The organism is Novosphingobium sp. BL-S-34, assembly GCF_056857015.1.
In genome coordinates, this window is sequence record NZ_CM166472.1 from 1,451,232 (window position 1) to 1,469,748 (window position 18,517).

Annotated in this window: 11 protein-coding genes; 5 read left to right on the forward strand and 6 right to left on the reverse strand. The window is 68.0% G+C overall.

The window, feature by feature from the left end:
- Window positions 1-16: 16 nt before the first annotated feature.
- Window positions 17-1,159 (reverse strand): 4-hydroxyphenylpyruvate dioxygenase, encoded by a 1,143-nt coding sequence (gene hppD, locus AC1VV3_RS06825; protein WP_431568338.1) that lies wholly within the window; start codon window positions 1,157-1,159, stop codon window positions 17-19.
- Window positions 1,156-2,013 (reverse strand): phenylalanine 4-monooxygenase, encoded by an 858-nt coding sequence (phhA, locus tag AC1VV3_RS06830; protein WP_431568337.1) that lies wholly within the window; start codon window positions 2,011-2,013, stop codon window positions 1,156-1,158. The genes hppD and phhA overlap by 4 nt, the downstream gene beginning before the upstream one ends.
- 107 nt (window positions 2,014-2,120) lie before the next feature.
- On the opposite strand from phhA, the gene AC1VV3_RS06835 reads away from it, so the two are divergent.
- Window positions 2,121-2,582 carry an Lrp/AsnC family transcriptional regulator gene (locus AC1VV3_RS06835; RefSeq protein WP_132265189.1) on the forward strand — a complete coding sequence of 154 codons (462 nt, stop codon included), beginning with the start codon at window positions 2,121-2,123 and terminating at the stop codon, window positions 2,580-2,582.
- Between the two features lie 336 nt (window positions 2,583-2,918).
- Here the strand turns inward: AC1VV3_RS06835 and AC1VV3_RS06840 are convergent, their stop codons facing one another.
- Window positions 2,919-7,649: an NAD-glutamate dehydrogenase domain-containing protein gene (locus tag AC1VV3_RS06840; RefSeq protein WP_431568336.1), complete on the reverse strand. Its 4,731-nt coding sequence runs from the start codon at window positions 7,647-7,649 to the stop codon at window positions 2,919-2,921.
- 286 nt (window positions 7,650-7,935) lie between these two features.
- A complete protein-coding gene (locus AC1VV3_RS06845; RefSeq protein WP_431568335.1) occupies window positions 7,936-9,060 on the reverse strand; it encodes a glycoside hydrolase family 68 protein in 1,125 nt (374 codons plus the stop codon).
- 220 nt (window positions 9,061-9,280) lie between these two features.
- Here AC1VV3_RS06845 and AC1VV3_RS06850 point away from each other — a divergent pair, with 220 nt between their 5' ends.
- The 4 genes from AC1VV3_RS06850 (at window position 9,281) to AC1VV3_RS06865 (ending at window position 15,485) form a co-directional block, all read left to right on the forward strand.
- Window positions 9,281-10,660, forward strand: coding sequence for an MFS transporter (locus tag AC1VV3_RS06850; RefSeq protein WP_482962066.1), 1,380 nt, complete (start codon window positions 9,281-9,283; stop codon window positions 10,658-10,660).
- A 22-nt stretch (window positions 10,661-10,682) separates the two neighbouring features.
- Window positions 10,683-11,843, forward strand: coding sequence for a LacI family DNA-binding transcriptional regulator (locus AC1VV3_RS06855; protein WP_431568333.1), 1,161 nt, complete (start codon window positions 10,683-10,685; stop codon window positions 11,841-11,843).
- A gap of 199 nt (window positions 11,844-12,042) precedes the next feature.
- A complete protein-coding gene (locus AC1VV3_RS06860; protein ID WP_431568332.1) occupies window positions 12,043-13,761 on the forward strand; it encodes an Hsp70 family protein in 1,719 nt (572 codons plus the stop codon).
- On the forward strand, window positions 13,758-15,485 hold the full coding sequence (locus tag AC1VV3_RS06865) for a hypothetical protein (protein ID WP_314464705.1): 1,728 nt from the start codon (window positions 13,758-13,760) through the stop codon (window positions 15,483-15,485). Before AC1VV3_RS06860 ends, AC1VV3_RS06865 begins: the two co-directional genes overlap by 4 nt.
- 53 nt (window positions 15,486-15,538) lie before the next feature.
- Here AC1VV3_RS06865 and AC1VV3_RS06870 read toward each other — a convergent pair whose 3' ends face one another.
- A complete protein-coding gene (locus AC1VV3_RS06870; protein ID WP_132265180.1) occupies window positions 15,539-16,729 on the reverse strand; it encodes a BaiN/RdsA family NAD(P)/FAD-dependent oxidoreductase in 1,191 nt (396 codons plus the stop codon).
- Between the two features lie 88 nt (window positions 16,730-16,817).
- Entirely contained in the window at window positions 16,818-18,470 is a 1,653-nt protein-coding gene (locus AC1VV3_RS06875; RefSeq protein ID WP_431568331.1) for an NAD(P)/FAD-dependent oxidoreductase, read from the reverse strand.
- Between the last annotated feature and the right edge of the window lie 47 nt (window positions 18,471-18,517).

An 18,517-nucleotide genomic window follows, 5' to 3' on the forward strand; every position in this document is an offset into this window, starting at 1 on the left:
GTGTGCGCCGCGCCGCTTATCCGGCGGGCTCTTCCACCTTCAACACGCCGCGGCGGATCTGGTCGCGCTCCATGCTTTCGAACAGTGCCTTGAAATTGCCGTTTCCGAAACCGTCGTCGCCCTTGCGCTGGATGAATTCGAAGAACACCGGCCCGACGCGGGCCTCGGCAAAGATCTGGAGCAGCAGGCGCGGCTGGCCGCCCGCGCCGACTTCATCGGTGGTGCCGTCGAGCAGGATGCCGCGCATCTTGAGCTGGTCGGCAGGCTCGCCATGGCCGGGCAGCCGCTCTTCGAGCATCTCGTAGTAGGTTTCCGGCGGCGCGGTCATGAACGGCACGCCCAGCGCCTTGAGCTTGTCCCAGGCGCCGACGAGATCGTCGCAGATCAGCGCGATGTGCTGGATGCCCTCGCCGTTGAAGGCGCGCAGGAACTCGTCGATCTGGCCCTTCCCGCCCTCGGCCTCTTCGTTGAGCGGGATGCGGATCTTGCCGTCTGGCGCGGTGAGCGCCTTGGAGGTGAGGCCGGTATATTCGCCCTTGATGTCGAAATAGCGGATCTCGCGGAAGTTGAAGAGCTTCTCGTAATAATCCGCCCAATAGGCCATGCGGCCGCCGTAGACGTTGTGGGTCAGGTGGTCGATCACGTCGAAGCCGGCGCCGACCGGGTGGCGATCGACGCCGGGCAGGTAGTCGAAGTCGATGTCGTAGATCGACAGGGCGCCGTCGCTTTCGCCGTTTTCATCGGCGCGCTCGTAGCGGTCGATCAGGTAGATGATCGAGTTGCCGATGCCGCGGATGCCCGGCAGGTGCAGTTCCATCGGTCCGGTCTCGACCGAAACCGGCTCGGCCGAGCGGGCCAGCAGTTCGGCATAGGCGGCGCGGGCGTCGCGAACGCGGAACCCCATGCCGCAGGCCGAAGGGCCATGCTCGCGGCTGAAGAACCAGGCCGGGCTGTGCGGCTCGTAATTGGTGATGAAATTGATGCCGCCCTGGCGCCAGAGTTCCACGTCCTTCGAGCGGTGACGGGCGATCTTCGTGAAGCCCATCGCCTCGAACACCGGCTCCAGCACGCCCTTTTCCGGCGCCGAGAACTCGACGAACTCGAAGCCGTCCAGTCCGATGGGATTTGGCTCGATGGAGGTTTCGAGAAGGTCGGTCATGGAAGCGTTTCTCCGAAAGGAACTTCGCCGGAAAGCGTCTCTCCGGCAGGAATGGGCGGCGCCGCGCGCCAGGTTTCGTAGACGGGGCCGAAATCCAGCCCGACCAGATCCTCGATCAGCTGCGGCAGGCTCTCCAGGACGAAGTAGGTCTTCTGGAAAGCATCGATCATGTAACCGGTGCGCATGACGCGCACGGCATCGAAGGGCAGCCGCAGGACCGCGCGATCCTCGATGGAAAAGCGGGTTTCGCTGGCCGAGGAGATGATGCCGGCGCCGAAGACCTTCAACGCGCCGTCCTCGCGGACCAGCCCGAATTCGATGGTGTACCAGTAGATCCGCGCCAGCATCGCCAGCGCATCCATCGCCATGGCCCGCGCCCCGGCCTTGCCGTAAAGCTCCAGGAAATCGGCGATGGTGGGATCGAGCAGCATCGGCACATGGCCGAAGAAATCGTGGAACACGTCCGGCTCGACCAGATAGTCCAGCTCATGCTCCTCGCGCAGCCAACGGGTTACCGGGAAGCGGCGATGGGCAAGGTGGTCGAAGAACACGGCATCGGGAATGAAGCCCGGCACGCCCACCAGCTCCCAGCCCGTGGCGGGGCCGAGGATCGCGTTGGCATCCTCGAAGCGTGGGATGCCGTCCGCGCAGTCCAGCCGCGCCAGGCCCTCGCGGAAGGCGCGGCAGGCATATGTCTCGACAAGCGCCGACTGCCGCGCATGAAGGCGGCGCCAGCGTTCGTGCATTTCGGGGGTGTAGGCATGCCAGTCCTGCCCGACCGTGTAGTCCGCGGCAGCGCCTTCATACTCTCCCCGAAGCTCGCTCGTCGATGTCTCGGTGGAGGGCTTCTTCATTCCCTAGAGAATACCACAAGTCTCATGGCAGATTCGTGCGATTGCGCGCGCGCTGGCGGCCTGTAAAAGGGGATTCCACCAGTAAGTCGGATCAAGGCAGGGGATTCATGCAGCTGGATTTATTCGACCGCAAGATCATCGCGTCCTTGCAGGAAGACGCGCGCATGCCGGTGGCGCAAGTGGCCGAACGCACCGCGCTTTCCGCCACGCCGGTCAGCCGCCGCATCAAGCGGCTGGAAGACGACGGGGTGATCCTGGGCTACGCGCCGGTGCTCGACCCGCGCAAGCTCGGCTTCGAATTGGAAGCCTATGTGCTGATAAACCTGAACGCCCATATCGACGAGAACATCACGCGCTTCGAACAGGCGATCCGCGACAATCCCTATGTCATCGCCTGCCACGCCGTGACCGGCGACATGGACTACATCATCCACATCATCGCCCGCGACGTGGAGCACTTGTCGCAGATCACGCTGAAGACGCTCGTGCGCATTCCCGGCGTGCGCGACGTGAAGTCGAGCATCGTGCTGGAGGCGATCAAGGAACCGCGCACCCTGCCGCTGGAGTGAGGGGTGGTTTGGGTGTGGCGGGGATGGAGGTGCGGCAAGGCACTCGGCCTGCCCCGCTATGCTCGTCATCCTGAACCTGTTTCAGGATGAAGAGTGAGATTTCGGCCGACCTGCGCGCTGATGATGGGCCGTGTCCGGCCATCAACTCGCCCCTACGCCCGTCGTCCTCACGCTCCCACACTCCTACGCCCCTGCCCCCCACCTTCGTCAATGCGAGGAGGCGAAGCCGACGAAGCAATCCAGGGCGGCTCTGCGCGACTCTGGATTGCTTCGCTCCGCTCGCAATGACGAAAGGAATGGAGACGGGGCAGGAGAAAACCCCTGCTCCGTCTCCACTTACCGCCCGAGCAGGTTCCTTGCCTGGCTGGCGATCTGGGCCAGCATGGCGGGGCTCAGCGGCACGGTGTTTTCCGCGCGCTGCACCATCGCGCGGAAGGTCTGGATCGCGGCGATATGCGCGCGGCCCCATTCCTCCGCGGCGGCGGCCGGGTCGGACTTGCCGGCCTTGGTCGCGGCCAGGCGCTTCAGGAAGTCGAGGCGCATCTGCTGGAAGTCGCGGGCAAGACCGGCGACGAGCAGGCGCTCCCACGGGTCCGAAGGGTTCATGATCGAGGCACTGGCCTGCGCCCAGTCCAGCCCCAGTCCCGCGCCGATGCGGGTGAAGGCCCCCACCAGCTGACGCGGATCGATCCCGGCATCGGCCGCCAGCGCGGCGATGCCTACGGCCCCGTCGAGGTCGTAGAGGTTGGCCACCATGCCCGCCTCGTCCTCGGGCGCGCCGAGTTCGAGCAGGCCGCTGCGCAGCTTCTTCGAATGCGCGACGATGCGTTCGCCCAGCAGCTCGTGCGTGTCGACCGAGAGCGTGGCCACCGGCTTGCCGATCCGGGCCATGACTTCGGACGGCGCGGCCTGTCCCGCGCCCGCCCGCAGCAGGTCCGCCATGTGCCCGCGCACCACGCCGGCCGTGCGGTCGAACAACGCGATGCGGGCGTCTTCGCTCATCGGCGCCACTTCGAGGCGTTCCCAGAGGGCGTCGAGATCGAAGAGCTGCTCCGCCAGCGCGAAGGCGGCGGCGACTTGCGCAAGGTCCGCGCCCTCCTCCTCGGCCAGTTCGAAGGGATGGACGATGCCCAGGCGATTGACGATGCGGTTGGCCAGCTTGGTGGCGATGATCTCGCCGGCCAGGCGGTGGCCTTCGATGAAGCGGGCGAACCTGGCCTGCATCGGCTGCGGGAAGGCCGCCAGCAGCATGGGCTGGAGCGTTGCATCCGTCGCCAGGGCCGAGTTCTCGATCGCCGCCTGAAGCACCAGCTTGCCGCTGGACAGCAGCACCGCCAATTCGGGGCGGGTCAGCCCGCGTCCGTCCTGCGCGCGGCGGCCGAGCGTTTCGTTGTCGGCCAGGCCCTCGGTCTTGCGGTCGAGATTGCCGCCTTCCTCGAGCGTCTCGATCAGGCGGATATGCGAAGGCATGGCCGTCGCCCCGCCGCGCTCGGCGATGGAAAGCGCCAGGGCCTGGAGGCGGTTGTCCTCCAGCACCAGCTCGGCCACTTCGTCGGTCATCTCGCGCAGCAGTTCGACGCGCTCTTCCTCGGTGAGCTTGTCGGCCCGCTTGGCGGCGGCCAGCGCGATCTTGATGTTGACCTCGTTGTCCGAGCAATCGACGCCCGCCGAGTTATCGATGAAGTCGGTGTTGATGCGCCCGCCCCTGGAGGCGAACTCGATGCGCGCGGCCTGGGTAACGCCCAGGTTGGCGCCTTCGCCGATCACCCGCACGCGCAGTTCGTTGGCGCTGACGCGCAAGGCATCGTTGGCCGGATCGCCCACAGTGGCGTTGTTCTCGCCGGAGGACTTCACGTAAGTGCCGATACCGCCGAACCACAGCAGGTCGACCGGCGCCCAGAGGATCGCCGAGATCAGCGATTCGGGGTCCAGCTCGTTCGCCTCGATGCTCAGGGCGGCGCGCACTTCGTCCGTCAGCGCGATCGACTTGGACTTGCGCGAGAACACGCCGCCGCCCTTGGAGATCAGCGCCTTGTCATAGTCTTCCCAGCTCGAATGCGGCAGGTCGAACATGCGCCGACGCTCGGCCCAGCTTTTCGCGGCATCGGGGTCCGGGTCGAGGAAGATGTGCCGGTGGTCGAAAGCGGCCACGACCTTGAGCGAGCGGGAGAGCAACATGCCGTTGCCGAACACGTCGCCCGACATGTCGCCGCAGCCGATCACGCGGACCGGGTCGTTCTGCACGTCGACGCCCATTTCCAGGAAGTGGCGCTGCACCGAAAGCCAGGCGCCGCGCGCGGTGATGCCCATGGCCTTGTGGTCGTAGCCGTTGGAGCCGCCGCTGGCGAAGGCGTCGTCCAGCCAGAAGTCGCGCGATTCGGCGATGCCGTTGGCGACGTCGGAGAACTTGGCAGTGCCCTTGTCCGCCGCGACCACGAAGTAGGGGTCCTCGCCGTCGAGGATCACCACGCCCTTGGGGTGCACGACCTTGTCCGCCACGATATTGTCGGTGATCGAGAGCAAGGTGCCGATGAAGATCTCGTAGCTCGCCTGCCCCTCGGCCGCCCATCCGGCGCGGTCGAGCGCGGGATCGGGAAGCTGCTTGGGATAGAAGCCGCCCTTGGCGCCGGTCGGCACGATCACCGCGTTCTTCACGCGCTGCGCCTTCATCAGGCCCAGGATTTCGGTGCGATAGTCGTCGCGGCGGTCGGACCAGCGCAGTCCGCCGCGCGCGACGGGGCCTGCGCGCAAGTGGATGCCTTCCACGCGGCGCGAATAGACGAAGATCTCGCGCCAGGGCAGCGGCTTGGGAAGGCCGGGGACCAGCGCGGAATCGAACTTGAAGGCCAGCGCGGTCTCACCGGCGGGCGCGAAGGCATTGGTGCGCAGCATGGCGGCCACGACATCGCGGAAGGCCCGCAGGACGCGGTCGTCGTTGATGGCGTTGACCTCGGCCAGGCCGGCGCGGATGGCTTCCTGCGCCTGAGCCTTGGCCTGGGCGCGGTCGCCCTTGAAGGCGGGATCGTGAATGCCGCGGAACAAGTCGATGATACCCAGCGTCACGGCCGGAGCGCCGAGCAGCGCATCGACCACGGTGCCGATACCGAAGTGCATGCCCGCCTGGCGCAAGTAGCGATACCAGGCGCGCAGCCAGTCGGCCTCGCGCTTGGAGAGGCCGAGGCCGGGGACCAGGCGGTTGAAGGGATCGTTCTCGGCCTGGTTGTTGAGCACGCCGGCCAGGGCGTCCTCGATCATCGGCGCCAGCTTGAGCACTTCCCGCGCATCGCTGCCGGTCGGCAGGGCGAGCGTGAAATCGTGGATCGTGCCGATCCGGCCGCGGTCGAGCGGGGTCGGCATTTCCGCCAGCACCCGGAAGCCGAAGTTCTCCAGCGCGGGCACCGCGTCGGAGAGGGGCAGGCTGCCCTCGGCCTGGTAGATCTTGAGGCGAAGCTGCGGCGCTTCGCCCGAATCGTGCTGGTAGAGGCGCACCCCGCGGCTGCCGCGCGCTTCGGTACCGGCATCGCCGACCACCAGTCCGCGCATGTGGCCGATGTCGATGGCGGCCTCGCCCGGACCGTAGTCGCTGCGATAGGCCATCGGGAAGCCTTCGGCATAGCGGGTGGCGATGGCGGCGGCGCGGCCGGGTTCGAGCGACTGGGCCAGCGCGGCTTCCACCGCCTCGCCCCAGCCGCGCAGCATGACCTGCAGACGGTGGTCGAGCGCTTCCTCGTCAAGCGCCTGGGTGCCCTCGCGAATGTCGAGCGTATAGCGCAGCATGGCCAGGTTGCCCGCCTCGACACTGAGCGCCCAGTCCAGCGTGGGGGCCTGTGCGGCTTCCTCGATCATCGCCTGGATGCGCTTGCGCATCTGGGTGGAGAGCGTGTCGCGGGCGATCCACACGAATGCGAAAAGGTGGCGCGACAGCGGCGAGGCAGTGACCACCAGGCGCGGGCGCGGACGGTCGACCAGCGCGGTCATCGTCGTCGCCAGGCGCTCGACGTCGGCTTCGCCGAAGCCCAGCACCAGGTCGTGCGGCAGGCTGGTCATGGCATGGGCCAGGGCCTTGCCGGTGTGGCCGCCCGGGTCGAAGCCCAGCTTGCTGCCAAGCCCGGCCAGGAGGCGGCGCAGACGGGGAACCCGGTCCGGCGCAACGGCCAGCGCGGCGCTCGTCCACATGCCCGCATGGACCGAAAGCGCGGCGATCTTGCCGCCCTCGATGACCGGCACCAGGAACAGGTCCAGCGGTACGCGGCGATGGACGGTGGAAATGACATTGGCCTTGATGACCATCGGCGCACGCACCTCACCCGCGGCAAGCTGCGCATCGAAAGTCTCGAAGGCGCGGTCGTAGCTGGCGTCGGACAGGAGGTCGCGGGCCTCGCGCTTGCACACGCCGAGCTGGTCGGCATGGCTGCCGTCGCGGCGGCGGGTGACATGGCCCAGCTGGGTGAGCATGCCGCCGGCGAACCAGCGCAGAAGCTCGGCGCCTTCGGCATCGTCGACGCGGTCGGCATCGGCGTCCATCGCCTCGACCATCTTCGGCCAGTCGGCCACGGCGATCCGCACGTCGGCCAGCGTGGTTTCCAGCGCGGCCTGGATGTCGCGGCGCTGGCGCGCATCGGCACGGGCGGTCTCGATGTAGATCATCGATTCGCGGCGCGCGCCTTCGCCGGCCTCTTCCGGAAGGGCGACGAGGTCGCCCTTGGCATCGCGCTCCACGCGAACGACCGGGTGAGCCAGGCGGTCGATCACGAGGCCCGCCTCGGCAATGACCGCGGCGACCGAGTCGACCAGGAAGGGCATGTCGTCGTTGACGATGGCGATGCGCAGATAGCGGCGCTCGTCGTTCTCCGAAGCGATCTCGATCACCGGAGTCTCGGGTGCGCGGTGCGCGGCCAGTTCGAGCAGGACGTGCGCGGCTTCCTCGACCCAGGCGCCTTCATCGGGCGCGTCGCCGGGCAGCAGCGAATCGCGGATGCGCGCCACGATGGCAGGCTGCAGCGCGGAGGCCTTGCGACTCGGCTTGGTTCGGGTCTTGGGGGCGGCGGTCAGATCGTCTGCGCTCATTGCATTCTCCCGCATATCAACGGCAGGCGAGGCGTCGCAGTGCGCCTGCTGCCAGACGACGAATATAGGGCCGGTCCAGCGATCCGGCATCCTTCCGCTTTTCCGCCTCGGGCGAAAGATGACGGCAGGGCCTTTTCAACCACACACATGACGATGCGGCGACCCGAAGCGACCGGCCGGTCTCGTCGGCATGGCGAGGTTGTAACGTGATTTCCCTGTCACGCAACATTCGTTTAACGGTGCGAAATTGATTTATTTGCACTTCGGTGGCGGAGGGAATTGCCGCCTAGCCGAGCCCGGCCCTGGCACCGTCCAGCCGAAGCTGGAGGAAGGGCGCGAAAGTGCCCCCGAAGTGCGCTCTCCCGCGAGGTTTGCCCCGCTTCGGCCCTTCCCCCGGCCCCCGGTAATCGACGAAGCTGGCGACTTGCAGGTCTGGCAGCACCCACCAGCTATAGGCCTGCCACGGCGCGTCCTCGGGATTGGCGAAAACCAGCCCGTGCCCGTTGAGCAGACGCCACGGCGCGCCGATCCCGGTGGAGACCGCCCCGTAAAGCCCAGTGGGCGCGGCGATACCCGGTGCGAAGACACCTGCCTGGGTCGACCAGAAGAGATAGCAGAGTCCCCCATGGCTCACGATATGCGGCCGCTCCAGCTCGTTGTTCACGCCTGCCGCGTCGACCAGCGGCGGCAGCTTGGCGAACATGCCGTCCGACTCTTGCCGCGCCAGACCGATCACCCCGTTATGGGCGCCGCGCCGCACGGCCGAAGAGGCCGTGAACAGCACGTAGCGCGTACCGTCCGCCGCGCGGAACAGGCTGGGATCGCGAAACGCCTTGATCGCCCCGGCCCGGCCGCCGCCCTCGTGCCGGGTCATGTAGTGGAGGTCCGCCGGCGCGACGATTTCCTCCGGCTCGGACCAGTCTCCAAAGGCCCCTCCGCTCTCCGGCAGCCGCGCCCGGCTGGCAAAGAGGCGCTGACGGAACGAGGGATCGCGCTCCCCCCGCAGCCCCGCCGCGGTGAAGCGCAGTGTCGCCACCCCGTCCTCTATCGTGGCGGAACCGGACCATTCGCGGCTGCCGGGCGTGAACCCGTCCGGGAACGTCGCGCCGAGATGGCGGAAGCGTCCGTCCTTGCGATGGAAGTGGTGGATGCGCGCGTGGGCATGGCGCATCTCGGGGTCGGCAAAGGCCGGAGCGGCGAGTGCGAACCACAGTTCGCCGCTGCGCCAACGCCGCGGCGTGCCATCGATATCGGCCAGCGGCCAGGCGTCCCAGACGTCCAGATCGCGCGAAATGCGGCGGACGTCCGCGTCCTCCAGCCGCGGCGCCCTGTCGAACGCGCCTGCTTCCAGCCGCGCGAGATCGCGGGCCGTCCACGGCAGCGGCGAGAGGGCCAGTTCGGTTTCGGGCATGCGCGAATATCCCTGCAATCGAGGACTTTAGACTCGGAGCTTCACGGCTCGGCAGCGAGCAATGGATTGCAGGGTATCCGTGACTTTTCGTCAATTCCGCAATTAAACCTAGGAAATCGCCTCTAAAACCCCGGCCCCATGCCAGGGCGGTAGATCGACGGATTTGAAGCGCACCGGTTTCGCGATAGAACGAGGCACGGCCGCAAGTTCGGAGGAGCCCATGAATCCAGGCGCAAAGCCCGAACTCTCGCTGCTGCGCATCTGCGAAATGAACCTCGGTTTCTTCGGTCTCCAGTTCAGTTTCGGCCTGCAACAGGCCAATATGAGCCCGATCTACCGCACGCTCGGCGCTACCGAGGCGATCCTGCCGCTGCTCTGGCTGGCCGGGCCGATGACCGGGCTGATCGTGCAACCCCTGGTCGGCGCGATGAGCGATCGTACCCGGTCCCGCTTCGGGCGGCGCACGCCCTACTTCCTGATCGGCGCGGTGATCTGCTCGCTGTGCCTGCTCGCCATGCCCTATTCGCCCTCGCTCTGGGCCGCCGCAGCCCTGCTCTGGTTGCTGGACGCGGGCAACAACATGACCATGGAGCCCTACCGCGCCTATGTGGCCGACCGGCTGCGTCCCGCGCAGCGGGCCACCGGCTTTCTCACCCAAAGCGCCTTCACCGGCCTCGCCCAGACACTGTCCTACCTTGCGCCTTCGCTGCTGGCCGCCACGATCGACCGTGACCTGCTGGACGCCAACGGCATTCCCACCATCGTGCGCGTGGCCTTCGCGATCGGCGCCGTGCTCTCGCTTTCCACCGTGGTGTGGTCGCTCCTGCGCGTGCCGGAACTGCCGCTTGCGGAAGCGGATGGCGCGCTGCAAACCGGCCGCGAAATCGCGACCTCCCTCGCCCCGCGCGCGTTGCTGCGCGAGCTTGGCGCGGCCTTGCGGGAGATGCCGGCGCCGATGCGGCGGCTGGCGCCTTCGATGCTCTGCCAATGGTATGCGATGTTCGTCTACTGGCAGTTCATAACCGACGCGCTGGCCCGTTCGATCCACGGCACGTCCGACCCCGCCACGCCCGCCTATCGCGCGGCGATCCTGGAGACCCAGCAGCTCGGCGCACTCTACAACGCCATCGCCTTCGCCGCGGCGCTGGCGCTCATCCCCCTTGTGCGGCGATTCGGCGCGGCATGGATTCACATGGCCTGCCTCGCCGCTTCGGGACTGGCCATGTGCTTGATACCCCACGCCAATTCAATGGCCGCCCTGGCGCCGCTGATGGTCGGGCTTGGCCTCGGCTGGGCCGGAATGATGGCAAATCCCTACATCATTCTCGCCAGCGCGATCCCTCCCGAACGGACGGGGCTCTACGTTGGTCTTTTCAATATTTTAATCGTGGCGCCCATGTTGATCGAGACGGTGACGATGCCATTGATCTATAAATCGCTGCTGGCTTCGGATCCGCGCAATGCGCTGGTCCTGGCCGGGTTCCTGATGCTGGCCGGTGCAGGCGCGACGCTTCTGGCAGTCGCCCCGCGCCGGCCGCAGCGTGGAACACACAGATATCAAACGGACCACCCGTTTCCGCCGCGGGATTCGAACAGTTAGCCGGCCGGAAAAAGGAAGATGGATGGCGGGGAACGACGATCAGCTGATGGACATGCCGGCGCCCGGCCCGCTTGAAGGGACCGAAGCCGCGCCGAATGAGGGTGGCCTGCGCGAAGGGGGCCTGCATGGTGGGGCTGGACATGGCGGGGCTGGGCATGACGACCGCCCCCATGTCCGCACCCTGGCCGATCTCGCCCGCATCGCCGGCGTTTCGGCAGGAACCGTCTCGCGCGCCCTGGCCGGCAAGGCCCTGGTCAATGCCGAGACGCGCGATCGCATCCAGGCGCTGGCCCGCCAGCACGGATTCAAGCCGAACCAGATGGCCAGCAAGCTGCGCACCGGGCGTACCGGGGTGATCGGCGTGGTCATTCCGCTCGGCCATGAAAAGCGCCAGCACATCTCCGACCCGTTCTTCCTGACGCTGCTGGGCCATCTGGCGGACGAACTGACCGAGAGCGGCTACGACGTCATGCTCAGCCGCGCGATGCCGGACGGCTCGACGGACTGGCTGGAGCGTCTCAGCGGGTCGGGCATGGTCGACGGGATCATCGTCATCGGCCAGTCGGACCAGTTCCCGGTGATCGAACAGGTGTCGCAGACCTACCGCCCCATGGTCGTCTGGGGCCACTATCGCAGCGGCCAGAGCCACTGCGTGGTCGGCACTGACAACGAACTGGGCGGCCGCATCGCCGTGGAGCATCTGCTGGCTGCGGGCGCCCGCAATCTCGCCTTCCTGGGCCAGACCGGCGGGATCGAGATCGCCACCCGCTATCGCGGCGCCGCCATGGCGGCCGAGGCGGCCGGCGCGCCCTTCGTCCATCTCCCGGTCGAACTGGCGGACGAATCGATGGGACCGCAGATCGAACAGGCGCTCGCGACGGCCGGTCGCGCGATCGATGGCCCGATAGACGGTATTGTCGCCGCGTCGGACCTGATTGCCATGTCGGCCCTGCGCATCCTGCACGACATGGGCCGCGCGGTTCCCGGACAGGTGCGGATCGTCGGTTTCGACGACCTGCCGCTGGCCGCGCAGACCACGCCGCCGCTCACCACGATCCGACAGGAAATCGCCGAGGGCGCGCGGGCGCTGGTCGAAAAGCTCAGGGCCCGGATCGAAGGGCTGCCCACGCAGAGCCTGGTCATGCCGCCCCGCCTCGTCGTGCGCCAGACCACGCAGAGCTGATCGCCGCCGGCTTTCGTCTCCATCCTTCCGTTTCCCGCTCTTTTTCCTGCCTGGGCATTTCCCGGCCTTCTGGTGATTCCACCTGCGCCGAAAATGCTCTAGGCAACGATTGCCTCGCCGGTGGAATCACGCCCGGCGGGACAAAGTGCGAAGATGAGGGGGTTTTTTCGGTGGTCCGGGAAGTGAGCGGCACGGCGGGATGCTGATCGGGATCGATCTGGGGACGACGAACAGTGCCGTGGCGATCTGGCAGGACGGCGAAGCCGTGCTCGTGCCCAATGCCCTGGGCGAATTGCTGACCCCTTCCGCCGTCTCCGTCGCAGCCGGCGGCCAGGCATGGATCGGCCGTTCCGCGCTGGACCGCCTCGCCGCGCATCCGCAGGATACCGCCACCAGCTTCAAGCGCCTGATGGGCACGGCCGCCACGGCCCGGCTGGGAAGCCGGCTCGGCGGCAAGGACTACGCTGCCGAGGACCTCTCGGCGCTGGTGCTGAGCGCGCTCGCCGCCGATGTCGAGGCGCTGACCGGCGAACGCCCGACCGAGGCCGTCATCACCGTCCCCGCCTACTTCAACGACCGCCAGCGCAAGGCGACGCGCCGTGCGGGCGAACTGGCCGGACTTGCCGTGCGCCGCCTCATCAACGAACCGACCGCCGCCGCTCTTGCCTTCGGCCTTCAGGACAAGGGCGACCGCGAGCCGTTCCTCGTCTTCGACCTCGGCGGCGGGACGTTCGATGTCTCGGTGGTCGAGATGTTCGACGGCATCGTCGAAGTGCGCGCCTCGGCCGGGGACAACCGGCTGGGCGGGGACGATTTCGACCATGCCCTGGCAGCCTTCGCCAAGCCGCGCATCGATCCGGAAGCCAGGCTGGACGCCTTGCCCGCCGACCGGCGCGAGGCGCTGCTCAAACGCGCGGCCGAGAGCTGCCGCCGCGCCCTGACCACAGCGCCCGAGGCGGAATTCGCAGTAGTTCTGGGCGAGGAACGCCTCACCGGCACGATTACCCAAGCCGAGTTCGAAAGCGCCTGCGAACCGCTGCTGCGCCGGCTGCGCGAACCCGTCGTCCGGGCCTTGCGCGATTGCGCGATAGACGCTTCGGAACTCTCCGAGATCGTGCTGGTCGGCGGGGCAACGCGCATGCCGGTGATACGCAGGGCGATCACCCGCCTGTTCGGCCGGTTCCCCAATGCCTCGGTCCATCCCGACCACGCCGTCGCGCTGGGGGCGGCGATGCAGGCCGCGCTGCTGGGCCGCGATGCCGCGCTGGACGAGATCCGCATCACTGACGTGTGCCCCTTCACGCTCGGCGTCGAAGTGGCGGAGCAGGACGGTCACGGCGGCTTGCAGCGCGGGCTGTTCTCGCCGGTGATAGAGCGCAATACCCCGGTGCCGGTCTCGCGAGTGAATACCTATTCCACTCTGGGCAACAACCAGAAGACGCTGGAATTCGGCATCTACCAGGGCGAAGCCCGCGAAGTGCGCGGCAACGTCAAGCTGGGCCACATCGCCATCCCCGTGCCGCCGCGCCCGGCCGGCGAAGTCTCGGCGGAAGTGCGCTTCTCCTACGACAGTTCCGGGCTGCTGGAGATCGACGTCCACATCCCGGTCAACGGTACCGAGCGCAACCTCGTCATCGTCGACGAGGAGGACCGGCCCGGCCGCAAGGAACTGGACGAGCGCCGCGCGGCCCTGGCCAGGCTCAAGTTCCATCCCCGCGAGGATGCCGCTCACGTCGCGCTGATGGCCCGCGCCGAACGCTGCTACGAGGATCACATCGGCGACGTCCGCCAGGCGATCGGCCACTGTATCACGCTGTTCGCCGGCGCGCTGGATACCCAGGACCCGCGAAGCATCGCCGATGCCCGCGCCGTGCTCGCCGCCCGGCTGGACGAAGTCGAAGGGAGCAGCCCCTTATGAGCGCCCCCTGGTCGATCCTCGGCATCGGCATGACGGCCGACACCGCCGCCATCCGCAAGGCCTATGCCGCGCGGCTGAAGGCCATGGACGTGGACCGGGACGTCGAAGGATTCGCGCAGCTTCGCGAGGCCCGCGACCACGCGCTGCGCCTGGCGCGGGGCATGGCCGCCGCCGCGACCGAAGAGCCGGAACCGATCGACGAGGATGCGGAGTTCGAGCCGGAATTCGGACCTTCTCCCGAAGCGCCCGCGCGCTGGACTTACGCCGCGCCGGAACTGCCGGGCGAATGGAGCGGCGCCCAGCCGCTGGCCGCCCGCCCGGGCGAGCCGGACGACACCACCATGCTCGGCCGCATGGCCTGGGCCGCCGCCGCCGCGCGCGAGGGCGTGAGCGGCGCGGGCATTCCGCTCACCACCATCGATCCGTTCACCGCGCCCTTCCTGCCGGGCAACCACGCCGCCGACGATGCGCTGGGCCTGCGGCCCGGCGAAAGCCCTGCCGAACGACTGGCGATCCTGCTCGATCCCGAGAGCGCAGCAGCCAGCGAGCCGCTCTCCGAAACCGAGGCACGGCAAGCCACGCGCGCCTTGCGCAAGATCCTGGACGATGCCGCGCAGGCCCATATCACCCGCGCCCAGCAGATCGAGGACTGGCTGGCCGAAGTCCTCGCCCGCGGATGGCCCCGCTCGGCGCCGTTGCTGGAGGATGCCAATGCCGCCTTCGGCTGGGAACGGGAATGGGCCGCTCATGACGCGCGCCCCGGCGTCGCCTTCCTTGGCGCGCGCCTGCGGGGCTATCGCTTCCAGCAGAACGTGCTCCAGCCCGGCCACCGCTATCACAAGGCGTGGAACGAGTTAGCCCGACCCGGCAAGGCCGGCCTGTTCCGCATGCTCCGCAAGCCCGCGCAAGGCGACGTGGACGGCCTGCTGCGCGGCGTGCGCAAGAACTTCCCCGAACTGGAAACCCATTTCGCGCCGGAACGCGTCGCCTCCTGGGAGGGCGGCAATCCTTTCGCCGCCGGTCTCCTGGTGCTGCTGGGCGTGATCGCCCTGGGAGTCGTACTGGCATTGGCGGACAGCCCTTCGGGCCGTCGCTCCACGCTGGAGCACGATAGCTGGGCCGCCATGCAGGCCGCCGTCGAGGAGACCTTCGGAGAAGGCCACGATCCGTCCTGGCTATGGGACCGTCAGCCGGAACTGGCCGGGCTGCTCAATGCGCAGGCGCGCGACCTGCTGGAGAACGGGCAGGACCAGTCCGCCGTCGTGCGCAAGTCCGTGGAGATCGTGCGCGGCCGCAGCTTCCTCAATGGCCGCGAATTGCCGGGCGCGGACCTCGACACCGCCATGACCCTGCGCCTTGCCCAATTGCGCGCGGCACGGGCGCAGAGCGATGCGGCCTGCATCCACTTGCGCAATTCCGGCGTGCTCGACGGGATCACCCCGGTCCCGCCCGAACTGCGCGGGAAAGAGCGCGAATTCGCGGCGCACCTCGCGGAAACCGGCAAGCTCGGTCGCCCGCAGGACCACGGCGAGCGGACCGCCATGGTGCCCGGCGAACTGATCGACGAAGTGGTCGACACGACTCGCCTGAGCCATGACAAAGTGCGCGAGGCCATGTCGGGCAAAGGCGACGATGCCACCGGCTGCGCCGTCACGATCGCCCTGCTGGACCGCACACTGGCCTGGAAGGGCGCGAACCGCCGCGAGATCCTGATGACGCTGTGACGCGGCGCCCGGGCAGAATTTCGCCGGGCCCGCGCCAGAGACACCCGAGGCCGCTAGAGCGCCAGTCCGGCGGCGCGAGCGCTGGCCCAGGCCCATTGGAAGTTGTAGCCGCCCAGCCAGCCCGTCACGTCGGCCGCCTCGCCGATGACGTAGAGCCCCGGCACCTTGCGCGCTTCCATGGTCTTGGACGAAAGCGCGCCGGTATCGATCCCGCCCGCCGTCACTTCGGCCTTGGCGAACCCTTCCGAACCGTCCGGCACGAATGGCCAGCGCGCCAGCTTTGCTTCGGCGGCGCCCAGCGCCTTGTCGGACATGGCGCCGAGTTCGCCGGGGAGGGCCAGCCTCTCGCAGAGCGCTTCCGCCAGGCGGTCCGGCAAGGCCTCGGCCAGAACCTTGCGCAAGCTGGTGCGCGGGCGTTCGCGCTTGGCGTCCTTGAGCCAGCCTTCCGCCCGACCGGGCATGAACTGCGTGGTCACCGTCTGGCCGCGCTGCCAGTAGCTCGAAATCTGGAGGATCGCCGGACCGGACAGCCCGCGATGGGTGAACAGCGCCGCTTCCCGGAAGGCCGCCTTCCCCGCCTCCTTGCCGCTGACCCGCGCGATAACTTCCGTCGAAACGCCCGAAAGCTCGCGGAACAGCGCCTCGTCCCCGGCCAGCGTCAGCGGTACCAGGGCCGGGCGCGGCTGCACGACCTTGAGGCCGAACTGCCGTGCAAGATCGTAGGCGAAGCCGGTGGCGCCCATCTTCGGGATCGATGGCCCGCCGGTGGCGATCACCAGCGCCGGAGCCTCGGCGACGCGGCCGCCGAAGGCCACGCGGTAGAGGCCGTCGGCATGAGCGATCTCACCCAGGGCATCGCCGCAGTTCACCTCGACCCCGCCCCTGGCGCATTCTTCCAGCAGCATGTCGACGATCTGCCGCGCCGATCCGTCGCAAAACAGCTGGCCCAGCGTCTTCTCGTGCCAGGCGATGCCGTAGGCCTCCACCAGTTCGAGGAAATCGGCCGGTGTGTAGCGGCTCAGCGCCGACTTGGCGAAGTGCGGATTGCTGGAAAGATAGCGATCGGGCGCCGTGTCGAGATTGGTGAAATTGCACCGCCCGCCCCCTGAAATCAGGATTTTCTTGCCCGGCTGATCGGCATGGTCGAGCAGCAGCACGCGCTTGCCCCGCTGCCCGGCGGAGGCCGCACAGAACAGCCCGGCGGCTCCTGCGCCAAGGACGATGGCGTCGTAGGCGTCTTTCAAGGCCTGGGCCTTTCGGCTGACAGCGGACGAGCAGTGGGGATCGCGGGAGCCTTGGAGAAAGCCCGCCCCTGCGCCGGGTGCGAAAGGATCACTGGCCGGTCTTGCCCCCATCCCCTGCCGCAACCGGAGCCAGCTCCAGCGCGAGCGCCTCCGCCACGCGGATGCCGTCCACCGCTGCCGAGAGGATGCCGCCGGCATAGCCCGCGCCCTCGCCTGCGGGATAGAGCCCACGCGTGTTGAGGCTCTGCAGGTCCCGGCCGCGGGTGATTCGCACCGGCGAGGACGTGCGCGTCTCCACGCCCGTCATCACCACGTCGGGGTGGTCGTAACCCGGCACCTGCCGTCCGAAGACCGGCAGCGCCTCGCGGATGGCGTCGACGACGAAGTCCGGCAGGCAGGTCTTCAACTCGGTGAGGTGAACGCCCGGCTGGTAGCTTGGAATCACTTCGCCGAATTCGGTGGAAGGCCGGTCCGCAAGGAAATCTCCCAGCTTCTGGCCCGGCGCCTTGTAGTTCTCGCCGCCCGCCTTGTAGGCCAGCTCCTCGAACTTGCGCTGGAAGGCGATGCCGGCCAGCGGGTCTCCGGGATAGTCCTTGTCGGGATCGATATCGACGACGAGGCCGGAATTGGCATTGAATTCCGCGCGCGAATACTGGCTCATGCCATTGGTGACGACGCGGCCCGGCTCGCTGGCCGCCGCCACCACGCGCCCGCCCGGGCACATGCAGAAGCTGTAGACCGTGCGGCCGTTCGAGGCCTTGTGCGCGATCGAATAGGCCGCCGCCCCCAGGATCTTGTTGCCCGCATTGTCGCCGTAGCGCGCGGTGTCGATCCAGCTTTGCGGGTGCTCGATGCGAACGCCGATCGCGAAGGGCTTGGCCTCGATGTAGACTCCGCACCTGTGCAGCACTTCGAAAGTGTCGCGCGCCGAATGGCCCACCGCCATGATGACGTGACTTGCAGGCAGCAGTTCGCCGGTGGAGAGATGCAGGCCGGTGATGCGGCGTTCCCCGTCCGCGCCCTCCTCGACTTCGAAGTCGTCGACACGGGTGCCGAATCGATATTCGCCGCCGAGCTGCTCGATGGTCTCGCGCATGGACATCACCATCGTCACCAGGCGGAACGTGCCGATATGCGGATGGGCCTCGGTGAGGATGTCGTCCGGCGCGCCGGCCTTCACGAATTCGGTCAGGACCTTGCGGCCGAGGTGGCGGCTGTCCTTGATGCGGCTGTAGAGCTTGCCGTCCGAGAACGTGCCCGCGCCGCCCTCGCCGAACTGCACGTTGCTCTCGGTATCCAGCACCGAGCGGCGCCAGAGGCCGAACGTGTCCTTGGTCCGCTCGCGCACGGCCTTGCCGCGTTCGACGATGATCGGCCGGAAGCCCATCTGCGCCAGGACCAGCGCCGCGAGCAGGCCGCAGGGCCCTGCCCCGATCACCACCGGGCGCGGGCCGTCGAAGCCTGCGGGCGCATGCGTGACGAACTTGTAGGAGGTGTCCGGCGTCAGGCGGACGTGCTGGTCGCCGTGGTGTGCGGCCAGGACTTTCGCCTCGTCCCTGACCGCCACGTCGAGGGTATAGACCAGCTTGATCGCGTTCTTGCGCCGCGCGTCGTTGCCGCGGCGCACCACGGTGACACGCTCGAGTTCGCCGGGCTCCAGACCCAGCCGCGCGCAGACGGCGGCATCGAGATCCTCGGGAGCATGGTCGAGCGGCAGGGCAAGGTCGGACAAGCGTAGCATCCGCGCGCCCTTATACCCGTTCGCGCCGCGACGCCACGGGTTTGCGG

Bases quoted from the DNA above. Each gene is read 5' to 3' on its own strand.
- hppD (WP_431568338.1), bottom strand. From the start codon at position 1,159: ATGACCGACCTTCTCGAAACCTCCATCGAGCCAAATCCCATCGGACTG.
- phhA (WP_431568337.1), bottom strand. From the start codon at position 2,013: ATGAAGAAGCCCTCCACCGAGACATCGACGAGCGAGCTTCGGGGAGAG.
- AC1VV3_RS06835 (WP_132265189.1), top strand. From the start codon at position 2,121: ATGCAGCTGGATTTATTCGACCGCAAGATCATCGCGTCCTTGCAGGAA.
- AC1VV3_RS06840 (WP_431568336.1), bottom strand. From the start codon at position 7,649: ATGAGCGCAGACGATCTGACCGCCGCCCCCAAGACCCGAACCAAGCCG.
- AC1VV3_RS06845 (WP_431568335.1), bottom strand. From the start codon at position 9,060: ATGCCCGAAACCGAACTGGCCCTCTCGCCGCTGCCGTGGACGGCCCGC.
- AC1VV3_RS06850 (WP_482962066.1), top strand. From the start codon at position 9,281: ATGAATCCAGGCGCAAAGCCCGAACTCTCGCTGCTGCGCATCTGCGAA.
- AC1VV3_RS06855 (WP_431568333.1), top strand. From the start codon at position 10,683: ATGGCGGGGAACGACGATCAGCTGATGGACATGCCGGCGCCCGGCCCG.
- AC1VV3_RS06860 (WP_431568332.1), top strand. From the start codon at position 12,043: ATGCTGATCGGGATCGATCTGGGGACGACGAACAGTGCCGTGGCGATC.
- AC1VV3_RS06865 (WP_314464705.1), top strand. From the start codon at position 13,758: ATGAGCGCCCCCTGGTCGATCCTCGGCATCGGCATGACGGCCGACACC.
- AC1VV3_RS06875 (WP_431568331.1), bottom strand. From the start codon at position 18,470: ATGCTACGCTTGTCCGACCTTGCCCTGCCGCTCGACCATGCTCCCGAG.